The following is an 18,730-nucleotide window of genomic DNA, read 5'->3' as shown; positions in this document are numbered from 1 at the left end:
CTAGCTCTTGAAAAGAAGAAAATGAGTTGGCGAAAATAAGTGGTACAATAGTTACTATAGATTTGGAGGTATTGTATGAGCAAAGAACGACACATCAACACAATTTTGGCCCAGGCTGGGATCAAGTCAGATAAGGCGACAGGTGCCTTGGTGACGCCACTACATTTTTCAACAACTTATCAGCATCCAGAGTTCGGTCAGTCTACGGGATTTGACTATACTCGGACTAAAAACCCAACTCGCAGTAAGGCGGAGGAAGTCTTGGCTGCAATCGAATCAGCAGACTATGCCCTAGCGACGAGCTCAGGTATGGCTGCGATTGTACTGGCTTTTAGTGTTTTTCCAGTAGGAAGTAAAGTCTTGGCAGTGCGTGACCTTTATGGGGGTTCTTTCCGTTGGTTCAACCAAGTGGAGCAGGAAGGTCGTTTCCATTTTACCTATGCCAATACAGAGGAAGAGTTGATTACTGAGTTAGAGAAAGATGTGGATGTTCTCTATATTGAAACGCCGACTAATCCCTTGATGTTAGAATTTGATATTGCAAAACTAGCAAAACTAGCTCATGACAAGGGGGCTAAAGTAGTCGTAGACAATACCTTCTACAGTCCGATTTACCAACGTCCGATTGAAGATGGTGCGGATATTGTTCTTCATTCGGCTACCAAATACCTAGCAGGGCACAACGATGTTTTGGCTGGGGTAGTTGTGACTAATAGTTTAGAACTATATGAACAACTGTTCTACAATCTCAATACGACTGGTGCGGTCTTGTCACCATTTGATAGTTATCAGTTGATTCGTGGTCTTAAAACTCTACCTCTTCGTATGGAGCGTTCGACAGCCAATGCCCAAGAAGTGGTCGCCTTTTTGAAGGATTCGCCTGCTGTCAAGGAAGTGCTCTATACAGGCCGTGGAGGCATGATTTCCTTTAAAGTAGTGGATGAAAAACGAATTCCTCATATTCTAAACAGCTTGAAGGTATTCTCATTTGCTGAGAGTTTGGGTGGGGTTGAGAGTCTGATCACCTATCCGACGACGCAAACCCATGCGGATATTCCAGCAGAAGTTCGCCATTCCTATGGATTGACAGATGATCTCTTGCGTTTGTCTATTGGGATTGAGGATGCTAGAGATTTGATTGCGGACTTGCGCCAAGCCTTGGAAGGATAAGACAAATATGGGAAAATATGATTTTACAAGCCTGCCCAATCGTTTTGGGCACCATACCTATAAATGGAAAGAGGCGGAAACTAATCGAGAAGTTCTACCAGCCTGGATAGCAGATATGGACTTTGTGGTTTTGCCTGAAGTTCGACAAGCCGTACAAGCCTACGCAGATCAGTTGGTCTATGGCTATACTTATGCTAGTGATGCTTTGATTGAATCGGTTCAGGACTGGGAAGCCATTCAACACGGGTATCACTTTGACAAGGATGCCCTCGTCTTTATCGAGGGAGTGGTACCAGCTATTTCAACAGCTATTCAAGCCTTTACAAAAGAAGAAGAGGCTGTTCTGATTAACACACCGGTCTATCCACCTTTTGCCCGCAGTGTCAAACTGAACAATCGCAGATTGATTACCAATTCTTTGGTGGAAAAGGATGGGCTATTTGAGATTGACTTTGACCAGTTAGAGAAGGAATTGGTGGAAGAGGATGTGAAACTTTATATCCTTTGCAATCCCCACAATCCTGGTGGACGTGTTTGGGAAAAGGAAGTGTTAGAAAAGATTGGGCATCTCTGCCAAAAACATGGTGTTTTGTTGGTTTCAGATGAGATTCACCAAGATTTGGCTCTCTTTGGTCACAAACACCAGTCTTTCAACACCATTGATCCTGCTTTTAAAGACTTTGCCCTTATTTTGAGTAGTGCAACTAAAACCTTTAATATTGCTGGGACAAAGAATTCCTATGCTGTCATTGAAAATCCTAAACTTCGAGTGGCCTTTCAAAAACGCCAGTTGGCCAATAACCAGCATGAAATCTCAGGCTTGGGGTATTTGGCGACAGAAGCTGCCTACCGTTATGGCAAGGACTGGTTAGGAGAGTTAAAGGAAGTCATTGAGGACCACATTAACTATGTAGTGGAAGTTTTGGGCAACGAAACCAAGATTAAGGTCATGAAACCGCAAGGTACCTACTTGATTTGGCTTGATTTTTCAGCCTATGATCTAACGGATGACCGCTTGCAAGAGCTTTTGAAGAATGAAGCCAAGGTTATCTTGAACCGAGGTTTGGACTTTGGGGAGGAGGGATCCCTTCATGCCCGCCTCAATGTGGCTATGCCGAAGTCAGTGCTGGAAGAGGCTTGCCAACGCATCGTGACCACTTTTGCTACCCTTTAAAATCGAGCCTTCTAGGAGAAAAGTCTTCCTAGAAGGCTATTTTCGTAGGGGAAAATGTGGTATAATGAAAAGATAAGATAAAGGGGTAACTATGGCTAAATTGATTCCAGGAAAATTGCGCATGGAGGGTGTTACTCTCTATGAGACAGGCAACATTGAGATTATCAAGGAAAAAGGGAATCGCCTCTATACTCGCGTGGCGGGAGAAGACTTGCGTTACAGTTTAGAGGATGATCTTGTTTTTTGTGCTTGCGATTTTTTCCAAAAAAGAGGTTACTGTGTTCATCTCGCAGCGCTCGAGCATTATCTGAAAAATGATGAAGAAGGCCAGGTGATTCTACAAGCCTTAGAAAAAGGACATGAAGAGCAAGAAGAGGTCGAAACCAAGGTTAGTTTTGGTGGTAGTTTTTTGGAGCGGATCCAACCTCAGAAGCGAGAAAAAATCTACACTTTGTCGGCTCAAGGTCAGGTGGAAGCTGGGACCAATCGCCTCCTTTGGACACTCCGAATCGGTTTAGTTGATAGTCAAAAATATTATGTCATTCGTGACATCCCCCTCTTTTTGAAGGTCTTGGTCCATCGAAAGCCATATATGATTGGGAAACACTATGAAAATGACTTGTCTTGGGATGCTTTTGATACGGCTAGTCAAGAAGTTCTTACTTTTTTATGTGGCCTGATTGAGGAGGGACTGAGCCAAGACCTCTTTTTCCCCAATCAAGGTCGTCACCTCTTTTTCCCTCTGACCTTTTTTGAGCAGGGAGTGGAGTTGCTGATGAACTTGGAGGATTTTCATTTTGAACACCAGATCGATAGTTATGAAAATCTTCTCTTTCATGATTTAAATCCAGAAGCAAACCTTTTCTCTTTTTCCGTGAAGGAGTATCCCGATTATTTTGAGATGGAAATTTCTGAAAGTAAGCGAGTTAACGTATTCTATGAAGGGGCAGTTCTCTTTCGTAAGGGGGATCTTTATCTCTTAAATCCTAAACAAATCAGCTTACTAAAGGAAATCAAGGAGCTTCCTCAGGAAGAAAGAGGGAGAAAATGCCTCCAGTTTGACAACAGTGATCGTGATCGCCTAGCCGCCTGTCTGCCTTTGTTTGGATTGCTAGGAACAGTGTCTGCCCCCGAACGTTTGCAAATACGATCCTTTTCACCCATCTTTTACTTTGATAGGGAGGATGACGACCGCATCCGCTTGGATATTCAGTTTGACTATGGAGATGTTAAGGTGACTAGTCGTCAACAGCTGGAACAATTACCATTTTCAAGCGATGCCGTCTTGGAAAACCAGCTATTTCAAGTCTGTTTAGGGGCTGGGTTTGAGGCTGATTTTCAGTCTTGGAGACAGGCTTTGAAGCCAGAAGCGGTTTATTCTTTCTTTCACCATACGATTCCAGCTTTTAAGAAGTTGGGTCAGGTTTTCTTGTCTGATGAGATGAATCAGCTCTACAGCGTCCAAGCTCCTCAGGTTCAGATTGAGTCCAAGGGAGGACTGTTGGAAATCCAGTTCGATTTTCAAGGCATTGCCCAAGAAGAGATTAATCAAGCTCTCAAAGCCCTGACCAGCAATCAGGATTTCTATATTAGTTCTTCTGACCAAGTGTACTTTTTTGATGAGGAAACCAAGCAGATTCGTCAAAATTTACAGGAACTGGGGGTTGAGCTAAAAGATGGTTCTTTTCAGACTCGGAAATCTCTGGCTTACAGTCTGTCTCAGCTTTTTGAAGGTCGAGACAGGATCTCCTTCTCAGAGGAATTTCAGTATTTAGCTCATGATTTGACCCATCCAGAGGATTTTCCTTTGGGAGATATACGGGTGCAGGCGAGTTTGAGAGACTATCAGGAAAAGGGTGTCCGTTGGCTCCAGATGCTTCATCACTATGGCTTTGGTGGCATCCTAGCAGATGATATGGGACTGGGAAAAACACTGCAAACTATTGCTTTTTTGACCAGTCAGGTGACAGAAGACAGTCGGGTCTTGATTTTAGCGCCGTCAGGTTTGATCTACAACTGGGCAGATGAATTTAGAAAATTTGCCCCACAGTTGGATTTGGCTGTCGTTCATGGTTTGAAAGCGAATCGAGAAGCGATTCTTTCTGAAAATCACCAAATCTATGTGACTAGCTATGCAACTTTTCGTCAAGACAGCGAGCTTTATCAAGAGATGGCTTTTGATTTTCTCTTCTTAGATGAAGCCCAGGTCATGAAAAATGCCCAAACCAAGATTGCTCAGAGTTTGCGCCAGTTTGTGGTGCCAGCAGTTTTTGCTTTGTCAGGTACACCCATCGAAAATCATTTAGGAGAGTTGTGGTCTATCTTTCAAATTGTGCTACTGGGGCTCTTGCCAAGTAAAAAGGAGTTTATGAAATTACCGGCTGACCGAGTCGCGCAGTTTATCAAACCCTTCGTCATGAGGCGTAAGAAAGAAGAAGTTCTTACAGAACTGCCTGATCTGATCGAAGTCGTCTATAAAAATGAACTGGAAGACCAGCAGAAGGCCATCTATCTCGCCCAGTTGCAACAGATGCGAGACCGCCTAGCGCAAGTGACAGATCAAGAATTTCAGAGAAGTCGGGTAGAAATCTTATCTGGACTCATGCGTTTGCGCCAGATCTGCGATACGCCAGCTCTCTTCATGGACTATTACCAAGGAGCTAGTGGTAAACTCGATAGTCTCCGAGATTTATTGCTACAAGTGGCTGATGGTGGGCATCGGGTCTTGATTTTCTCCCAGTTCAAAGGAATGTTGGAAAAAATCGAGCAAGAACTCCCAGACTTGGGCTTGACCTCCTTCAAAATCACAGGTTCAACTCCTGCTCATGACAGACAGGAGATGACCAAGGCCTTTAACCAAGGGGAGAGAGATGCCTTTCTTATCTCCCTTAAGGCGGGTGGTGTCGGTCTCAATCTGACAGGAGCTGACACCGTCATCCTAGTGGACCTCTGGTGGAATCCTGCTGTCGAGGCTCAGGCTATCGGACGAGCTCACCGAATGGGACAGGAGCAGAAGGTAGAAGTTTATCGTTTGATTACCAAGGGAACCATCGAAGAAAAAATTCAAGAACTCCAAGAACAGAAGAAACACCTGGTTTCCCAAGTTTTAGATGGTACGGAGTCGCGTGCGAGTCTCAGTTTGGCAGAAATTCGTGAAATTTTGGGAATTTCTGAAGCCAGCACTTGAAAAATCAAGACAATACGCTATAATGAAGTGTTGAAAGGAAATACAAAATGAAACAAGATCGATTTCCATTGGTGTCAGATGATGAGATCATGCTGACCGAAATGCCAGTCATGGACTTGTACGATGAGTCAGACTTTATTAGCAACATCAAAGGTGATTACCGCGATAAGAACTATTTGGAATGGTCTCCTATCAATGAGGAAGAAACCGTAGTTTCTCCAGTGGTTAGCAAAAAGCCAGAATCAGCTCCAGAACCTAAAAAAGTTGAAAAAACGTATGCTGAATTGGCTCGAGAAGAGGCGCGTGCGGATTTGAAGAAGAAACGTTCAGCCAAGTATTTGACTCAGGATGTTAGTCATACCAGACGACACAATGGTTCAACACTTGTTCGTCAAGGAAATCAACCAACAGCACCATTTCAAAAGGAAAATCCAGGTGAGCTTGCCAAGTTTAGCAAAAACTTGAGCCAGTCTCACTATATCTTAGCTGAAGAGGTTGGCCAAGTGGCGACTCCAACTCCGAAAACTCAAACGGGAAAAGCTAAAAAGAACAACTATGATTTTCTAAAGAAGAGTCAAATCTATAATAAAAAGAATAAGCAAACAGAACAGGAACGTCAGGTTGCCCAAGAGTTGAATCTGACAAGAATTACTGAGTAGGGGAGAAAAGCATGTCAAAAACATATCATTTTATTGGAATCAAGGGATCAGGGATGAGTGCCCTAGCCTTGATGTTGCACCAAATGGGACACAAGGTTCAAGGTTCAGACGTTGAAAAATATTACTTTACTCAACGTGGACTAGAGCAGGCAGGTATTGCGATTCTTCCTTTTGATGAAAAGAACCTACAAGGTGATGTTGAGATTATCGCTGGGAATGCCTTCCGTCCAGATAACAACGTTGAAATCGCCTATGCAGACCAAAATGGCATCAGCTATAAACGTTACCATGAATTTCTCGGTAGCTTTATGCGCGATTTTGTCAGCATGGGAGTGGCAGGAGCACATGGAAAAACTTCAACAACAGGTATGTTGTCACATGTCTTGTCTCACATCACAGATACCAGCTTCTTGATTGGTGACGGGACAGGTCGTGGTTCAGCCAATGCCAAATATTTTGTTTTTGAATCAGACGAATATGAGCGACATTTCATGCCTTACCACCCAGAATATTCTATCATCACCAACATTGACTTTGACCATCCAGACTACTTCACAAGTCTAGAGGATGTTTTCAATGCCTTTAACGACTATGCCAAACAAATTACCAAAGGTTTGTTTGTATACGGTGAGGATGCTGAGTTGCGTAAGATTACTGCCAATGCTCCGATTTATTATTATGGTTTTGAAGCAGAAGGCAATGACTTTGTAGCTAGCGATCTTCTTCGTTCTACGACTGGATCAACCTTTACAGTTCATTTCCGTGGACAAGAGTTGGGTCAATTCCACATTCCAACCTTTGGTCGTCACAATATCATGAATGCGACAGCTGTTATTGGTCTTCTTTACACAGCTGGATTTGATTTGAACTTGGTCCGTGAACACTTGAAAACTTTTGCTGGTGTTAAGCGTCGTTTCACTGAGAAAATTGTCAATGATACAGTGATCATTGATGACTTTGCCCACCATCCAACAGAAATCATCGCGACCTTGGATGCGGCTCGTCAGAAATACCCAAGCAAGGAAATCGTAGCAATCTTCCAACCGCATACCTTTACAAGAACCATCGCCTTGTTGGATGATTTTGCACAAGCCTTGAATCAGGCAGATGCAGTCTACTTAGCGCAAATCTATGGATCAGCTCGTGAAGTGGACCATGGTGATGTCAAAGTAGAAGATTTGGCTAATAAAATCAACAAGAAGCACCAGGTCATCACAGTTGAAAATGTTTCTCCACTCCTAGACCATGACAATGCTGTTTACGTCTTTATGGGTGCCGGAGACATCCAAACCTATGAATATTCATTTGAACGTCTCTTGTCAAACTTGACAAGCAACGTCCAATAAGGAAAACCAGATGGAAATTCCAATCACTATAAGGCAAGCCACCTTATCAGATTTAGACGAAATATTGGCGATTGAAGAAGCCAATTTTTCATCAGAAGAGGCACTTAGCCGTCAATCCTTAGAAAAGAGTATCCGTAAAACTGCGGATACCTTTCTTGTAGCTAGAGATGAAAATCAGCTTGTGGGCTATATTCTTGGGGCTGAATTGTCAGGAACTCACACTCAAACAAGCGTGAGCCTTGAAATCAAGCGTTTAGCCATTCATTCTGACCATCGTAGACAAGGTTTGGGAACTCTTCTCCTTGCTAGCTTGAAACAAATGGCTGTAGAAGGAGGAGTCAAGTGCCTTCGTCTGACTTGCCCTGATGACCTCCTCTCTTACTTTGAGATGAATGACTTTGTTGAGGAAGGAGTGCCAGAAAATCATTATGGTAGTGGTTCTGGTTGGCAGCTGATTTGGGCCAATCCTTTTTATCAGGAGGAAATATGAAAATCAGACAAGCGAGATTTTCAGATTTAGATCGGATTATAGATATAGAGCTAGAGAATTTCTCCCTTGAAGAAGCTATTCCTCGTTCGGTCTTTGAGGCGCATTTGCGGGAAATTCAGACCAGTTTTCTGGTAGCTGAAAAAGAGGGGCGTATTCTTGGTTATATCGAAGGTCCAGTCGTCCCACACCGCCATCTACATGATCAGTCCTTTACGGAAGAAGTAGAGGACCATAGCCATCGATCTGGTGGTTATATCTCAGTAACGAGCCTGTCGGTAGCCAAGGAGGCGCAAGCTTTGGGAGTGGGGAAAAAACTACTGACGGCTCTAAAAGAAGTCGCTTTGGAACATGAACGAGAAGGTATTAACCTGACTTGTCATGATTATCTTATCGCCTATTACGAAAAACATGGTTTTGTCAATGAAGGATTATCCCAATCTACCTATGCAGGTGAGACCTGGTATAACATGGTTTGGAAGCCTTGAAAACAAGAAATATAGTTGGAGAAAGGTATATTTTGTTGCTTTTCTGCGACTTTTAAGATATAATGTTATGGATTGCCAACAAGGAGGTAAAGCTTTTGAGCGAGAAATCAAGAGAAGAAACGTTAAGCTTTAAAGAACAGATTTTACGCGATTTAGAGAGAGTCAGAGAGAGAGAAAGAAGAGGGAAAGAAGATGAAAGTCCGACCACCCCAACTCCATCTTCTCAAGTGACTCCACCCGATCCTTCTGAACAAGAACCAAATCTTGTCACAGAAGGTTTAATGGTAGACTCTCTGTCAACTGTGAATGAAATCCTTAAAAATGCTCCAAGTGTGCCACCACGCCCAAGTTTTGAATCAAGCGAAGTGACAGGACCAGAACCAGAAGAGTCAAAACTAGAAGAGCCCGCACCAGCCAAGATTGATGCTGTAGAGCCTAAAAAGGAAGACAAAGAGTTTAACACTACTCCAACTAAAGTAGCTGTTTCCTATAAAACGGATGACAAAAAAGAAGAATCAGTCCCTCCTGTTGTGGAGAATGTAGTCCCTGCTCCAGTTGAGAAAGTTGATAACCTAGCGGATGCTCCACGACGCAGTCGTCGTGAAGGAACAAAGCCAGCTAAGAAAAAGAAGAAATCAAAAGCTAAAGGCTGTTTGCTAACTTTCCTAGTTCTCCTAGTGCTCGTAAGTATTGGTGGCTTCTTTGGTTATGGATACGTTCAAGAATCCTTGAAACCTGTTGATGCAAGTTCTAAGGACTATGTGACAGTTCAAATCCCGGAAGGTTCAAATGTTCAAGAAATTGGGAGCACTTTGGAAAAATCTGGTCTTGTTAAACATGGACTTATCTTTAGCTTTTATGCTAAATATAAGGGCGCAGACTTAAAATCAGGTTATTACAACTTGAAGAAGAGCATGAGTACGGATGAATTGATCCAAGAATTGCAAAAAGGTGGAACTCCTGAACCTCAAGAACCAGCTCTTGCAAGCCTGACAATTCCAGAAGGATATACATTAGAGCAAATCGCTCAAACAGTAGGACAACTTCAAGGTGAATTTAAAGAACCTCTTACTGCGGATGCTTTCTTGGCAAAAGCTCAAGATGAGACCTTTATCTCTCAAGTAGTAGCCAAGTATCCAAACTTGCTTGGAAGTCTACCAACAAAAGATAGCGGGGTTCGTTATCGCCTAGAAGGTTACCTTTTCCCAGCAACTTATACCATCAAAGAAAGCACTACAGTTGAAAGTTTGATTGATGAGATGTTAGCTGCTATGGATAAGGCCTTGTCACCATATTACGCTACGATCAAAGAAAAGAATCTGACTGTCAATGAATTGCTCAGTATCGCTTCTCTTGTTGAAAAAGAAGGTGCCAAGACAGAAGATCGCAAGAAGATTGCTGGTGTCTTCTACAACCGCCTAAATCTCGGTATGCCACTTCAAAGTAATATCGCTATCCTGTATGCCCAAGGCAAGCTTGGTCAAAAGATTAGCCTAGCGGATGATGCTGGAATTGATACAACGATTGATTCACCATACAATGTTTACACACACCTTGGTCTCATGCCTGGACCAGTTGATAGTCCAAGTTTGGATGCGATTGAAGCAAGTGTAAATCAGACAAAGAGTGACTACTTGTACTTTGTAGCCAATGTCGAAGATGGTAAAGTATACTTTGCAACGACCAAAGAAGAACATGATCAAAACGTTGCAGAACACATCAATAGCAAACTAACCCAATCAAGTAGTTCAAACTAAAATTATGTGGTTTTCCACATAATTTTGTTTTAAAAACAAATTAAGAAAAGAAAGTTGAGAAAAATGGCAGAAAAAACTTACCCAATGACCCTTGAAGAAAAGGAAAAACTAGAAAAAGAATTAGAGGAGTTGAAACTCGTTCGTCGTCCGGAAGTAGTAGAACGTATCAAAATTGCTCGTTCATACGGAGACCTTTCAGAGAACAGCGAGTACGAAGCAGCCAAGGATGAGCAAGCTTTTGTTGAAGGACAAATTTCAAGTCTAGAAACAAAAATCCGCTATGCTGAAATCGTTAATAGCGATGCAGTTGCCCAAGATGAAGTGGCTATCGGTAAGACTGTAACGATCCAAGAAATTGGGGAAGATGACGAAGAAGTCTACATCATCGTCGGTTCCGCAGGTGCAGATGCTTTTGCTGGTAAGGTTTCAAATGAGAGCCCGATTGGACAAGCCTTGATCGGTAAAAAGACTGGTGATACAGCGACCATCGAGACACCAGTTGGTAGCTATGATGTCAAAATCTTAAAGGTTGAAAAAACAGCCTAAATAGAATGAAAATGGAGTAGTGGAGGTCTTGACTTGCTCAACTCCTTTTTGATTTTTTGAATAAATAGGAGACTATATGAGTTCAAATAAGAAAAAAAATAAAATGGAACGTGGTTTAACCAATCGCCATGTTCAGGTGATGGCCATTGCGGGGACAATCGGAACAGGACTTTTCCTAGGTGCTGGTCGTTCTATCAGCCTTACTGGACCTTCTATCATCCTGATTTACATGATTACAGGAGCCTTTATGTTTTTGATGATGAGGGCTGTTGGGGAGATGCTATATCAGGATCCAGAACAACATACTTTTATAAACTTTATCACCCGTCATTTGGGGAAAGGCTGGGGGTATTTCTCGGTTTGGTCTTATTGGTTGTCTGTTGTCTTTATCGGTATGGCAGAAATCACTGCGATTTCGCATTATGTTCAGTTTTGGTTTCCTTCTTGGCCTAGTTGGCTGATTCAGCTTGTTTTTTTAACGATTTTGGCCTTGGTCAATCTGATTGCGGTTAAGCTCTTTGGAGAAGTCGAGTTTTGGTTTGCTATGGTTAAGATTGTGGCTATTTTAGCTATGATTGCAACAGGGGTCTTTATGGTCTTGACAGGATTTGAAACACCATATGGTGCTGCAAGTCTGGCAAATATCAGCAATCAATTCTCTCTTTTCCCAAATGGAGTCATGAACTTTGTTATGGCCTTTCAAATGGTATTTTTTGCCTATCTGATGATTGAATTTATCGGAGTGACAACCTCTGAAACGAAGAATCCTCGTCAGGTTTTGCCAAAAGCAGTTAAAGAAATTCCTCTCCGGATTGTCTTCTTCTATGGTGGAGCTCTATTAGCCATTATGTCTATTATTCCCTGGAGAGAACTTGCTTCTTCAGATTCTCCATTTGTAACGGTCTTTGAACTGGCAGGGATCAAGTGGGCAGCGGCTCTGATTAACTTCGTCGTTTTGACGTCGGCCGCATCGGCTCTTAATTCAACCCTCTATTCAACAGGACGACACCTTTACCAGATTGCCCATGATTCACCCAATCGCTTCTTAAAAGCGATCAAGGCAGATACTCTCTCTCGCCATAATGTTCCACAAAATGCTATTATTGCTTCAGCAATCTTAATTGCTCTGGCTGCCTTTATCAATGTGTTGCCAGGTGTTTCAGATGCCTTTGCTTTGATCACGGCATCTTCATCAGGTGTTTACATCGCGATTTATATCTTGATTATGGTGGCCCATCTCAAATACCGCAAGTCACAAGACTTCATGGCGGATGGCTACCTCATGCCCCATTATCGTTTTCTAAATCCTTTAACCATGCTCTTCTTTATCTTTGTCTTTGTAACCCTCTTTTTACAAGAATCTACCTTTATGGGAGCAATTGGTTCAGCTATCTGGATTATCGGTTTCGGAATTTATAGCCAGTGGAAATTTAGAAAATAACTCATGAACTCATCAACTCTGCTTGGTGAGTTTTTTTCTAGTTTGACAGTCTATTGAAATAGGATTATAATCAAGCTGTAGTAGTTTATTAGGAGGTTTGAATGCACGTTAGATTGGAAAATAAGGCGTCCCAGAAAGCGCAAGAAATAGGAAATTTGATTCGTGCTTATAATCGTTCCAAAAGAGAAGAGGCTGAAAGCGAGCCCCTGAACCTTTATGTTGAAGATGAAAAGGGCAATCTCCTGGCAGGCTTAGTAGCAGAGACTTTCGGAAATTGGCTGGAAATCGAGTATTTGTTTGTGAAAGAGGAATTGCGAGGACAGGGAATCGGTTCAAAACTATTGGAGCAAGCTGAAAATGAAGCTAAGAATCGAAACTGTCGTTTTGCTTTCGTCAATACTTACCAGTTTCAAGCGCCAGATTTTTATAAAAGCCACGGCTACAAGGAAGTCTTTACCTTGCAAAACTATCCCTATACAGGGCATAGATACTATTACCAAAAGGATTTATAAGCTGAATATGAAAGTATAAAGCAAAGAGGGATTTTTCACATCACTATGGAGGCGGGCAAATGGACATAATATTGGATATGGGTAACGTTTTATTAGAATGGAACAAGGATAAGATTTTGCAAGGTGTTTCGGAGATAAAGAAAGATTATCTGATTTTAGATAAGACTATTTTTCAGTCGGGGCTTTGGGAGAGATTAGATCTTGGTATCATGACGAGAGAAGAATTAGTGCTTAAAGTTGTGTCCATGATTGGAAGGACCTATCAAAAGAAGGTCGAAGAAGTTATCTGGAACTGGCCTAGCTACATTGACATTTATACGGAAGTCTTTCCTGTCTTGTCAGAACTAAAGAAAAAGGGGCATCGCATCTTTGTCTTGTCCAATACCTCAAAGGTATTTTATGACTTGCTGGAAGAGCAACTATCTCCCTTAAAAGAACTTTTAGATGGCTTTGTCTTATCCTGTGATATAAAAGCTATAGAGCCTGATTTGGCAATGTTTAAGGAGATTCTCGACAAATACCAGTTAAATCCTACACATTGTGTCTTTCTAGATGATATTGAGGACAATACAAACGCAGCCCAGAAATTGGGCATCAAGGCCCATCAGTTCAAGAAAAGAAGTGATGTCGTTGATATTTTGAAATCCTATATTTAAAGGCAACGCTCTCTATTTTTTGTAGTAGAGAGTTTTTTTGTTAATAAAATCTTACAAAATGACATTTATATATTGCATTAAGTTAGATATATGGTATAATGTTTTTAAAAGAAGCGCAACTTTTTAAAAATGAGAAGGAGGACGCTAGTGGCTAAAAATTTAAAATTAAAATTAGCTCGGGTGGAGCTTGATTTAACACAAGGGGATTTGGCAGAGGCTGTAGGGGTTACGCGACAGACTATTGGTTTGATAGAGGCGGGAAAATATAATCCTAGTCTTTCGCTCTGTCAGTCCATTTGTAGATGCTTAGGAAAAACATTAGATCAACTATTTTGGGAGGAAGAAGATGAAGAATAGAAAAAAACTTGTGATCAAAGATGAACGTACGGAAAAATTGGATGGAAAGATTTCAGGAGAAATTCTCTTGGGAATGTTCCTATTTTTGGCACTGGAAATTTTTGCCAAAGTTTATATTTTCAATTTAACACTTCTGTCCTATTTGCCAGAATTACTTTTATTGATCGGAGTTGGTTTGTATGCCATTATTCGCCGCATGTATGTAGGAATTGATATTCGAGATATTGTTGAGAATACTGAAAAAGAAAGAATTTTATCTGCTTTGGGATTTTCTATAGTGATTTTACTGATTGATATCATAGGTAATCGCGAGGAACTGGTCAGTCTATTGACTTGGAAGTACTCCCTAAAAGTGGTCCTAGCAGTTATCATCTATCTCGTTGGGAGTTATTCTATGGATAGAGTTATCCTATACTTGAATCGCAGAAATCAGCAAGTTTGGGAGGAAGAAGATGAAAAATAGATTTTTTTATTATCAATTACTAGACGAAAGGGAAGAGCAACTGATGAATAAAGCGGGGGCTGAAAGTTTCTATATCTCTATAGCTTTCTTGCTTTTATCTTATATGATTGCAGTATTAGCACCAAGTCTTTTTAATCCGAGAATGATTCTCATCATTATCATTATTGGAACTTCTTACTTTTTCGGCCGTGCTCGAGATTTGGGTGTGAACTACTATAGTCGTTTTCATTTTACGATTGTAGGGTGTTTGTTGGTAACTCTCGCTATTACGACTCTTTTGATGTTGCAGAATTATCAATTCAACATAGAAATTTATCAGCATAATCCTTTGAATTTTAAATATCTGTCTGCTTGGATCCTTACTTATCTGATTTACCTTCCTTGGGTTTTTATCGGCAATCTCGGGCTTAAAAGTTATGGCGAATGGGCTCAACAAAAGTTTGAGCAAGATATGGATGAACTGGAGAACGGAGAATAGCTTGTTAGTTTTTTATCAATCTCGGTAAAATGTGTTATAATAGTACTAATTTATCGGACGGTGTGAAAGTGGTAGAATACGTTCATGCCTTTGTAAAGAAGGAAGAAGGAAAACAGATGTATCCAGATGATAGTTTGACATTGCACACGGACTTGTATCAGATCAACATGATGCAAGTTTACTTTGACCAAGGAATTCACAATAAAAAGGCGGTTTTTGAGGTTTACTTCCGTCAGCAACCCTTTCAGAACGGTTATGCAGTTTTCGCTGGCTTGGAAAGAATTGTACATTATCTTAAAGACTTGCGCTTTTCAGATAGCGATATTGCCTACTTGGAGTCGCTTGGTTATCATGGGGCGTTCTTAGATTACCTACGAAATCTCAAGTTAGAATTAACAGTTCGTTCCGCTCAGGAAGGGGACTTGGTTTTTGCTAATGAGCCGATTGTGCAGGTAGAAGGACCTCTAGCCCAATGTCAATTGGTGGAAACAGCTCTCTTGAACATCGTCAACTACCAGACCTTGGTCGCTACTAAAGCAGCTCGTATTCGTTTGGTCATTGAAGATGAGCCTTTGATGGAGTTTGGGACACGTCGTGCGCAAGAAATGGATGCGGCTATCTGGGGAACACGCGCAGCCGTGATTGGTGGAGCCAACGGAACTAGCAACGTGCGAGCAGGGAAGCTTTTTGGCATTCCTGTCCTAGGAACCCATGCCCATGCTTTGGTACAAGTTTATGGAAATGACTATGAGGCCTTTAAGGCCTATGCTTCAACCCATCGTGACTGTGTCTTTCTAGTAGATACTTATGATACGCTTCGCATCGGTATGCCAGCTGCTATTCAGGTAGCGCGTGAGTTGGGTGACCAGATTAACTTTATGGGTGTGCGGATTGACTCTGGGGATATTGCCTACATTTCCAAGAAAGTCCGTCAGCAATTGGACGAGGCTGGTTTTACAGAGGCTAAGATTTACGCTTCCAATGACCTAGATGAAAATACCATCCTCAACCTCAAAATGCAACACGCTAAAATTGATGTCTGGGGTGTCGGTACCAAGCTGATTACAGCCTATGACCAGCCAGCCCTTGGCGCAGTTTATAAGATTGTTGCCATCGAAGATGAAACTGGTAAGATGCGCAACACCATCAAGCTTTCAAGCAATGCTGAAAAAGTGTCAACACCAGGTAAGAAGCAAGTATGGCGCATTACCAGTCGTGAAAAAGGCAAGTCAGAAGGTGACTACATCACCTATGACGGTGTGGATGTTGCCAACATGACTGAAATCAAAATGTTCCATCCGACCTATACTTACATCAAGAAGACCGTTCGAAACTTTGATGCTGTTCCTCTCTTGGTGGATATCTTCAAAGAAGGGAAATTGGTTTACAATTTACCTAGTTTGACTGAGATTCAGGCCTATGCCCGCAAGGAATTTGACAAGCTTTGGGATGAGTATAAACGGGTACTCAATCCACAGCACTATCCAGTAGATTTGGCGCGTGATATTTGGCAAGATAAGATGGACTTGATTGACAAGATGCGCAAGGAAGCCCTTGGCGAAGGAGAAGAAGAATGAGTTTGCAAGAGACCATAATCCAGCAACTAGGTGTCAAGCCAGTGATTGACGCCCAGGAGGAAATTCGTCGTTCCATTGACTTTTTAAAAAAATACCTGAAAAAACATCCCTTCCTTAAAAGTTTTGTACTAGGGATTTCTGGAGGACAGGACTCGACTTTAGCGGGGCGCTTGGCGCAATTAGCTATGGAAGAAATGCGAGCAGAAACTGGAGATGACAGCTACAAATTTATCGCTGTTCGCCTACCTTATGGAGTCCAAGCTGACGAAGAGGACGCCCAAAAAGCCCTCGCTTTCATCCAGCCAGATGTCAGCTTGGTTGTGAATATCAAGGAATCAGCTGATGCCATGGCAGCTGCAGTAGAAGCGACAGGAAGCACTGTTTCAGACTTCAACAAGGGAAATATCAAGGCGCGTAGCCGTATGATTGCCCAATATGCTCTTGCGGGTGCCCATAGCGGAGCTGTCATTGGAACAGATCATGCTGCGGAAAATATCACAGGCTTTTTTACTAAGTTTGGTGACGGTGGTGCAGACATTCTCCCTCTTTACCGCCTCAATAAACGCCAAGGAAAACAACTCTTGAAGGAGCTTGGTGCAGACCCAGCCCTTTATGAAAAAATCCCAACAGCAGACCTAGAAGAAGAAAAACCAGGGATAGCTGATGAAGTAGCCTTGGGAGTCACTTATGAAGAGATTGACGACTACCTAGAAGGCAAAACAATCAGCCCAGAAGCTCAAGCGATTATTGAAAACTGGTGGCATAAAGGACAACACAAACGCCACCTACCAATCACCGTATTTGATGACTTCTGGGAGTAAAAAGGTCCTGTGGACCTTTTTACCCTGAGCCTAGAAATGAGAAAGCGAAGAAGGTCCTGTGGACCTTTTTACCCCGAGTCTAAAAATGGGAAAACGAGGCAGATTCGGTAACTCATAGAGTTCGATTTTCCTTGTCTCACCCCCGCAACGATGACTAGGTTTGAAAAAGCTTGGTAAAGCGCATTTCAAACCAGACAGCGACTGCGTCAAGGGACTAGATAAAACACTTGTTTCCTAGCTGTTATTGAGTATAGTCTTTTTACCCTGAGCCTAGAAATGAGAAAGCGAAGAAGGTCCTGTGGACCTTTTTACCCCGAGTCTAAAAATGGGAAAACGAGGCAGATTCGGTAACTCATAGAGTTCGATTTTCCTTGTCTCACCCCCGCAACGATGACTAGGTTTGAAAAAGCTTGGTAAAGCGCATTTCAACCCAGACAGCGACTGCGTCAAGTAACTAGAGGGAATACTTGATTTCTAGCTGTTACTGAGTATAGTCCTTTTACCCCGAGTTTAGAAACAGGAAAACGAGGAGGCCCAGTGGATATTTTTAGCTTGAGCATTGAGATTCGAAAGCAAAAATAAGTTTCAATGGAGATTTGACAGAGAACCATATATCAGAAAGTGAGGCAGTGTCATGAAAACAATCGGTACGCAAATGTTACAGACAGAACGTTTGATTTTGAGAAGATTTGTGGAGAGTGATGCGGAAGCCATGTTTCAAAATTGGGCTTCGTCTGCTGAGAATCTGACCTATGTCAGCTGGGATCCCCATCTTGATGTTGAGGTGACTCGAAACTCGATTCGAAATTGGGTTGCCTCCTATACCAATCCCAACTATTACAAATGGGCCATTTGTCTAAAGGAAAAACCAGAGCAAGTGATTGGAGATATCAGCATCGTTGCAATGGATGAGAATGATTCTTGTTGTGAAATTGGCTATGTGCTAGGCAAGGCATATTGGGGTCGTGGTATGATGACGGAGTCCTTGAAAGCCGTGCTAGACTTCTGTTTTACTCAAGCAGGCTTTCAAAAGGTCAGAGCTCGTTATGCAAGTCTCAATCCAGCTTCAGGCCGTGTGATGGAAAAGGCTGGAATGTCCTATCTAAAGACTATTACCAATGGTGTAGAGAGAAAAGACTACGTTGCGGACCTTATTTATTATCAGATTAAAAAGAACTAAGAAATGACCTGAGCTTCAAAAGTTAGAGTTTGAAGCTCAGGTCATTTTTTTCTGCTCTTTTATTTTAACTCATAAAGCCAGTCGTCACCGTCTTTGTAGTAAAAGAATTCACTTAAATCGTCTTCTAAAAAAACACGCAGCATGTCTGACGTATCCTCAGTTGCAAGTTTCAGATGAGACAGATTTTCAAATTCTTCCCACCAAACAGTACCTTCGTCTGAAGACTGGAGTTCACCAGTAAAGTGTTCTGTCTTGTAAAAGAGGACGACATAGCGGTAATCCTCGTCATCGTACCAGTTTTTGATACCACAAAGTTGAGGTTTGGATATGGTTAGTCCAGTTTCTTCCTTGACTTCTCTGATAACTGCATCGGTAAAAGATTCCCCACGCTCTACATGACCACCAGGAAAAGTGATGCCGGGTCAGTCGGG

At 42.1% G+C, this 18,730-nt stretch carries 19 protein-coding genes; 18 read left to right on the top strand and 1 reads right to left on the bottom strand.

Going from position 1 to position 18,730, the window contains the following annotated elements:
• Nucleotides 1-75 precede the first annotated feature (75 nt).
• From FQT28_RS07330 to FQT28_RS07245, 18 genes are all read left to right on the top strand, one after another.
• The gene (locus FQT28_RS07330) at nt 76-1,170 is read left to right on the top strand and encodes a cystathionine gamma-synthase (protein WP_143989833.1); all 1,095 of its coding nucleotides are present in this window, start codon (nt 76-78) and stop codon (nt 1,168-1,170) included.
• Between the two features lie 7 nt (nt 1,171-1,177).
• Nucleotides 1,178-2,344 carry a MalY/PatB family protein gene (locus tag FQT28_RS07325; RefSeq protein ID WP_143989832.1) on the top strand — a complete coding sequence of 389 codons (1,167 nt, stop codon included), beginning with the start codon at nt 1,178-1,180 and terminating at the stop codon, nt 2,342-2,344.
• A 91-nt stretch (nt 2,345-2,435) separates the two neighbouring features.
• Entirely contained in the window at nt 2,436-5,531 is a 3,096-nt protein-coding gene (locus tag FQT28_RS07320; RefSeq protein WP_143989831.1) for a DEAD/DEAH box helicase, read from the top strand.
• Nucleotides 5,532-5,578: 47 nt separating this feature from the next.
• Entirely contained in the window at nt 5,579-6,190 is a 612-nt protein-coding gene (locus FQT28_RS07315) for a cystathionine gamma-synthase (RefSeq protein ID WP_143989830.1), read from the top strand.
• 11 nt (nt 6,191-6,201) lie between these two features.
• Complete coding sequence (murC, locus tag FQT28_RS07310; RefSeq protein WP_093584404.1) at nt 6,202-7,536, top strand: UDP-N-acetylmuramate--L-alanine ligase; 1,335 nt, start codon at nt 6,202-6,204, stop codon at nt 7,534-7,536.
• A 10-nt stretch (nt 7,537-7,546) separates the two neighbouring features.
• The gene (locus FQT28_RS07305; protein ID WP_143989829.1) at nt 7,547-8,026 is read left to right on the top strand and encodes a GNAT family N-acetyltransferase; all 480 of its coding nucleotides are present in this window, start codon (nt 7,547-7,549) and stop codon (nt 8,024-8,026) included.
• Entirely contained in the window at nt 8,023-8,511 is a 489-nt protein-coding gene (locus FQT28_RS07300) for a GNAT family N-acetyltransferase (protein ID WP_143989828.1), read from the top strand. The genes FQT28_RS07305 and FQT28_RS07300 overlap by 4 nt, the downstream gene beginning before the upstream one ends.
• Nucleotides 8,512-8,573: 62 nt before the next feature.
• Entirely contained in the window at nt 8,574-10,268 is a 1,695-nt protein-coding gene (mltG, locus tag FQT28_RS07295; protein ID WP_143989827.1) for an endolytic transglycosylase MltG, read from the top strand.
• A gap of 63 nt (nt 10,269-10,331) precedes the next feature.
• Complete coding sequence (greA, locus tag FQT28_RS07290) at nt 10,332-10,814, top strand: transcription elongation factor GreA (RefSeq protein ID WP_000818755.1); 483 nt, start codon at nt 10,332-10,334, stop codon at nt 10,812-10,814.
• 76 nt (nt 10,815-10,890) lie between these two features.
• The gene (locus tag FQT28_RS07285; protein ID WP_185952363.1) at nt 10,891-12,255 is read left to right on the top strand and encodes an amino acid permease; all 1,365 of its coding nucleotides are present in this window, start codon (nt 10,891-10,893) and stop codon (nt 12,253-12,255) included.
• A 101-nt stretch (nt 12,256-12,356) separates the two neighbouring features.
• Nucleotides 12,357-12,767 (top strand): GNAT family N-acetyltransferase, encoded by a 411-nt coding sequence (locus tag FQT28_RS07280; protein ID WP_143989826.1) that lies wholly within the window; start codon nt 12,357-12,359, stop codon nt 12,765-12,767.
• Nucleotides 12,768-12,826: 59 nt separating this feature from the next.
• Entirely contained in the window at nt 12,827-13,423 is a 597-nt protein-coding gene (locus tag FQT28_RS07275) for an HAD family hydrolase (protein ID WP_143989825.1), read from the top strand.
• A gap of 147 nt (nt 13,424-13,570) precedes the next feature.
• On the top strand, nt 13,571-13,780 hold the full coding sequence (locus tag FQT28_RS07270; RefSeq protein ID WP_185952362.1) for a helix-turn-helix transcriptional regulator: 210 nt from the start codon (nt 13,571-13,573) through the stop codon (nt 13,778-13,780).
• Nucleotides 13,770-14,243, top strand: a complete 474-nt coding sequence (locus FQT28_RS07265; RefSeq protein WP_143989823.1) for a DUF6773 family protein — start codon at nt 13,770-13,772, stop codon at nt 14,241-14,243. Before FQT28_RS07270 ends, FQT28_RS07265 begins: the two co-directional genes overlap by 11 nt.
• Nucleotides 14,233-14,721 (top strand): DUF6773 family protein, encoded by a 489-nt coding sequence (locus tag FQT28_RS07260; protein ID WP_143989822.1) that lies wholly within the window; start codon nt 14,233-14,235, stop codon nt 14,719-14,721. Before FQT28_RS07265 ends, FQT28_RS07260 begins: the two co-directional genes overlap by 11 nt.
• 116 nt (nt 14,722-14,837) lie before the next feature.
• Entirely contained in the window at nt 14,838-16,298 is a 1,461-nt protein-coding gene (locus FQT28_RS07255) for a nicotinate phosphoribosyltransferase (protein WP_143990074.1), read from the top strand.
• Nucleotides 16,295-17,119 carry an ammonia-dependent NAD(+) synthetase gene (gene nadE, locus FQT28_RS07250; RefSeq protein ID WP_143989821.1) on the top strand — a complete coding sequence of 275 codons (825 nt, stop codon included), beginning with the start codon at nt 16,295-16,297 and terminating at the stop codon, nt 17,117-17,119. The genes FQT28_RS07255 and nadE overlap by 4 nt, the downstream gene beginning before the upstream one ends.
• Before the next feature lie 634 nt (nt 17,120-17,753).
• Nucleotides 17,754-18,299: a GNAT family N-acetyltransferase gene (locus FQT28_RS07245; protein ID WP_143989820.1), complete on the top strand. Its 546-nt coding sequence runs from the start codon at nt 17,754-17,756 to the stop codon at nt 18,297-18,299.
• A gap of 59 nt (nt 18,300-18,358) precedes the next feature.
• On the opposite strand, the gene FQT28_RS07240 is transcribed toward FQT28_RS07245, so the two are convergent.
• On the bottom strand, nt 18,359-18,715 hold the full coding sequence (locus tag FQT28_RS07240) for an 8-oxo-dGTP diphosphatase (RefSeq protein ID WP_260663479.1): 357 nt from the start codon (nt 18,713-18,715) through the stop codon (nt 18,359-18,361).
• Between the last annotated feature and the right edge of the window lie 15 nt (nt 18,716-18,730).

The sequence above is a fragment of the Streptococcus oralis genome (assembly GCF_901543815.1).
In the GTDB taxonomy this organism is placed as follows: domain Bacteria; phylum Bacillota; class Bacilli; order Lactobacillales; family Streptococcaceae; genus Streptococcus; species Streptococcus oralis_CM.
Note: the sequence above shows the minus strand (reverse complement) of the source record. Positions and strands in the feature narration are given on the sequence as shown.

Excerpts from the sequence above, each read along its gene's own strand:
- FQT28_RS07280 (WP_143989826.1), top strand. The coding sequence starts at position 12,357 with ATGCACGTTAGATTGGAAAATAAGGCGTCCCAGAAAGCGCAAGAAATA.
- FQT28_RS07305 (WP_143989829.1), top strand. The coding sequence starts at position 7,547 with ATGGAAATTCCAATCACTATAAGGCAAGCCACCTTATCAGATTTAGAC.
- FQT28_RS07315 (WP_143989830.1), top strand. The coding sequence starts at position 5,579 with ATGAAACAAGATCGATTTCCATTGGTGTCAGATGATGAGATCATGCTG.
- murC (WP_093584404.1), top strand. The coding sequence starts at position 6,202 with ATGTCAAAAACATATCATTTTATTGGAATCAAGGGATCAGGGATGAGT.
- FQT28_RS07265 (WP_143989823.1), top strand. The coding sequence starts at position 13,770 with ATGAAGAATAGAAAAAAACTTGTGATCAAAGATGAACGTACGGAAAAA.
- FQT28_RS07245 (WP_143989820.1), top strand. The coding sequence starts at position 17,754 with ATGAAAACAATCGGTACGCAAATGTTACAGACAGAACGTTTGATTTTG.
- nadE (WP_143989821.1), top strand. The coding sequence starts at position 16,295 with ATGAGTTTGCAAGAGACCATAATCCAGCAACTAGGTGTCAAGCCAGTG.
- FQT28_RS07325 (WP_143989832.1), top strand. The coding sequence starts at position 1,178 with ATGGGAAAATATGATTTTACAAGCCTGCCCAATCGTTTTGGGCACCAT.
- FQT28_RS07330 (WP_143989833.1), top strand. The coding sequence starts at position 76 with ATGAGCAAAGAACGACACATCAACACAATTTTGGCCCAGGCTGGGATC.
- greA (WP_000818755.1), top strand. The coding sequence starts at position 10,332 with ATGGCAGAAAAAACTTACCCAATGACCCTTGAAGAAAAGGAAAAACTA.
- FQT28_RS07275 (WP_143989825.1), top strand. The coding sequence starts at position 12,827 with ATGGACATAATATTGGATATGGGTAACGTTTTATTAGAATGGAACAAG.
- mltG (WP_143989827.1), top strand. The coding sequence starts at position 8,574 with ATGTTATGGATTGCCAACAAGGAGGTAAAGCTTTTGAGCGAGAAATCA.
- FQT28_RS07285 (WP_185952363.1), top strand. The coding sequence starts at position 10,891 with ATGAGTTCAAATAAGAAAAAAAATAAAATGGAACGTGGTTTAACCAAT.
- FQT28_RS07255 (WP_143990074.1), top strand. The coding sequence starts at position 14,838 with ATGTATCCAGATGATAGTTTGACATTGCACACGGACTTGTATCAGATC.
- FQT28_RS07260 (WP_143989822.1), top strand. The coding sequence starts at position 14,233 with ATGAAAAATAGATTTTTTTATTATCAATTACTAGACGAAAGGGAAGAG.
- FQT28_RS07300 (WP_143989828.1), top strand. The coding sequence starts at position 8,023 with ATGAAAATCAGACAAGCGAGATTTTCAGATTTAGATCGGATTATAGAT.
- FQT28_RS07320 (WP_143989831.1), top strand. The coding sequence starts at position 2,436 with ATGGCTAAATTGATTCCAGGAAAATTGCGCATGGAGGGTGTTACTCTC.